Origin of the sequence: Kitasatospora sp. MBT66 (assembly GCF_000710405.2) — a bacterium.
In the GTDB taxonomy this organism is placed as follows: Bacteria; Actinomycetota; Actinomycetes; order Streptomycetales; family Streptomycetaceae; genus Kitasatospora; species Kitasatospora purpeofusca.
The window spans coordinates 78607-82133 of sequence record NZ_JAIY01000014.1; the positions used below are offsets into that span (position 1 = coordinate 78607).

At 76.6% G+C, this 3527-nt stretch carries 1 protein-coding gene and 1 pseudogene; both read left to right on the top strand.

The annotated features are described in order from the left end of the window. A pseudogene (locus BI06_RS52625) lies at positions 1–647 on the top strand (hypothetical protein); the annotation flags it as partial. Between the two features lie 84 nt (positions 648–731). Beyond that, a partial coding sequence (locus BI06_RS34895; protein WP_043475046.1) for an FtsK/SpoIIIE domain-containing protein occupies positions 732–3527 on the top strand: 2796 nt, incomplete at its 3' end.

Sequence of the window (3527 nt, forward strand, 5' to 3'; positions counted from 1 at the left end):
CCGAGGAGCCCGAGGAGTCGACGGCAGGGTCCGTGTCGGCCACGGTGATGACGACGGATCCGGATCCGTCCGAGGAACCGCCCGGGGGCTCTTCCGACCCGTCGGACCCGTCGGAGGAGTCCGGTCCGGGCGGCGAACTTCCCGGCACCGGAACGTCGCTGGCGCTCGTGCCGCTGCAGTTCCGGGTCGGACCGGTGTATCCGGAGCCGGACGAGGGGAGCGGATCCGGTTCGGAAGCGCCGCAGTTCCGGGTCGGCCCGGTGGTGCCGGACCCGACGGCCCTGCGGCTGCTGCTGCGTGGACCGGAACCGGAGCAGGAGCCGGTCGAGCCGGCCGAGCCCGGGGCGGCGGAGTGGCCGGAGCCCCTCCCGGAAGCGGAGGCGGAGTCGGCGTCCTGGCTCCCGCCGGAGGCGGCGTCCTGGCCCCCGCCGAACCCGAAACCGAACCTCAGCCCGGAACCGGAGCCCGAGCCGGAGCCCGAGCCCGAGCCGGAACCGGAGCCCGAGCCGGAACCGGAGCCCGAGCCCGAGCCGGACGTCGAGGACGACTTCGCCGAGCCCGAGCCGGGCCCGGCCGGGCACCCGGCCGGTGTCTCCGCCCGTCCCTCCGGGACCACCCTGCTGCCCGCGCCCCGGCCCGTCGGCTGACCTCGCGACCGGGCCGTGCCCCGGCACCCCGGCCGACGACCCGCCCGCCCAGTCCCGCCTGCCCGACCTCCTGGAGACCACCCGGTGAAGCTGACCGTCACCGTCGCCGACGGCACCGACCGCCGTGACCACGTCCTCGACCTGCCTCCCGGTGCGACCGTCGGTGAGCTGGCGGCGGCGCTCGACCGGCGGGACCCCGACCCCGCGGCGGCCGTCGCGACCGCCGGACCCGGCTACGGCCCCGGTCCTGGTCCTGGTCCCGGCCCCGGTTCCTCCGGCGGCGACATGGAAGCCTTCCTGGCCGGAACGGGAGCCGTCGCCCCGCGCGGACTCCACCTCGGGCCGCGGCGGTTGGACCCGGGGACGGCCGTCGCCGGGACGGGAGTGCGGGAGGGCGCGGTGCTCGGCCTCGGCGCCCCCGCCGACGAGCCCGACCGGGTCCGGAGCAGCGCGCCGGACCGGCGCCCGGGCGACCCCGTCCAACTGGAACTGCACCTCGTGTTCGGTCCGGGAGCGGGGCGGGTCTGGCGGCTCGGACCCGGCAGCCACGAGATCGGCACCGACCCCTCCTGCACGGTCCGCCTCCGGGCTGCCGGCGCGCCCGCGGGCGGCCTCTGGCTGACCGTCGGCCCGGACGGCTCCGCGAGTTGGCACCGCGCTCCCGTCGGCCCCGGCCGGTCGAAGAGCCCCGGAAGCACCCTGGGCAGCGACGCCGACCGCGGCTTCGACAGCGACTTCGACAGCGACTTCGACACTGACGGCTACGGCTACGGCGACAGCGACGGCGAGGGCTCCGCCCCGGGCGCCCCCGGGGGCGGCACCCCGCCCGCGGACGAGGGAGACGAGGCGGTCGCGCTCCGCACGCCGAGCCCGCCCGCCAAGGACCGCAACGCCCACACCGACCGCACCCACCGCGGCGGCACCGGGGAGCGCGGCACCGGGGAGCGCGACACCGCCCCCGCCCGCCGCACCGGCCGGAACGACCCGCGTCCGGCCGCCCACCGAGCCGACGGCGGCACCGCCTGGCCGCCGGGCGCCGACCTCACCGTCGGTGCCGCCCTGCTGCGCCTGGTCGAGCCGGTCGAGCCGGACGCCGCCGTGGTGCCGTCCGCCGACGGCATCGGCGTCGACTACAACCGCCCGCCGCGGATCGTCCCGCACCTGGACGCCGAGCGGATCCGGCTGCCGCTGCCGCCGGTCGCCCCCTCCCGGCGGCCCTTCCCGCTGCTGCTGATGCTGGCCCCGGTCGTGCTCGGCATGGTCATGGTGGCGGTCTTCCAGTCGTACTTCTACCTGGTCTTCATCCTCTTCAGCCCGCTGATGGCCGTCTCCAACTGGATCGTCGGACGGCGCGGCAACCGCAAGCAGCACGAGGACGCGGTGGCCCGCTACGAGGCCCGGCGCCGGGTCCTGGAGCAGGAGGTCCGGACCGCCGCCGACCGCGAGCGCCGGGTGCGCGGAGTGGCGGGGCCGGACCCCGCGACGGTCGCGCTGACCGCCACCGGCCCCGGCGGCCGGCTCTGGGAGCGGCGCCGGCACGACCCCGATCACCTGGTGCTGCGGATCGGTACGGTCGACCAGCCGTCGGTGAAGGAGATCGACGACCCGGCGCGGGACGAGAACCACCGCCTGGTGCGCTGGAGCATCCCCGATGTGCCGATCGGCATCGAGGTCGCGGAGTTCGGCGTGGTGGGGGTGGCCGGTACCGGGCCCGCCGTCCAGGCGCTGGCCCGCTGGCTGGTCGCCCAGTCCGCCGTCCTGCACAGCCCGCGGGACCTGCGCGTCGTCGTCCTCTCCGACCGCTCGCGCGCCGACGGCTGGGCCTGGGTGCGGTGGCTGCCGCACCTGCGCCCGCCCGGCGGCGGGGCCGGACCGGTGGTGGCCGTCGGCAACGACCCGGAGTCCACCGCCAACCGGATCTCCGAACTGGTCGCCCAGATCCAGGCCCGGCGGCGGGTGCTCGGCTCCTCCATGGGCAAGGCGATGTTCAACGAACCGGACGTCCTGGTGATCGCGGACGGGGCCCGGCACCTGCGCGACGTGCCCGGCATGGTGCAGGTGCTCACCGAAGGACCCGGGGTCCGGGTCTTCAGCGTCTGCCTCGACGCCCAGGAGCGGCTGCTGCCCGAGGAGTGCGGCACCGTCGTCCTCGCCGCCGGGCACCGCCTCACCGTCCGCCGCACCGGCGCGCCCGACCTCACCGACGTGCGCGCCGACCTGGTCGACGCCGACTGGTGCGAGCAGGTGGCCAGGGCGCTCGCGCCGGTCCGCGACGTCAGCCCCGAGCACGACGCCGGACTGCCGCAACTGGTCCGGCTGCTGGACCTGCTGCGGCTCGAACCGCCGGACCCCGCCGCCCTGCTGGCCCGCTGGCGCCAGCGCCCGGCCGCCACCTCCTTCCTGATCGGGACGGGCTACGACGGCCCGCTCACCCTCGACCTGGTCCGCGACGGACCGCACGCCCTGGTCGCCGGGACCACCGGCTCCGGCAAGTCGGAGCTGCTCCAGTCCTTCGTGGCCTCGCTGGCCGCCGCCAACCGCCCGGACGAGCTCACCTTCGTCCTGGTCGACTACAAGGGCGGTTCGGCGTTCCGCGAGTGCGCCGAACTCCCGCACAACCTCGGTATGGTGACCGACCTGGACGCCCACCTGGTGGAGCGCGCCCTGGAGTCGCTCGGCGCCGAACTGCGGCGACGGGAAAGGCTGCTGGCCGATGTCGCGGCCAAGGACCACCCCGAGTACCGGTCCAAGCGGGTCGCGGACCCGACGCTGCCCCCGCTGCCCAGGCTGCTGCTGGTGATCGACGAGTTCGCCACCCTGGTCCGCGAGGTGCCCGACTTCGTCCCCGGGCTGATCGGGATCGCCCAGCGCGGCCGCTCG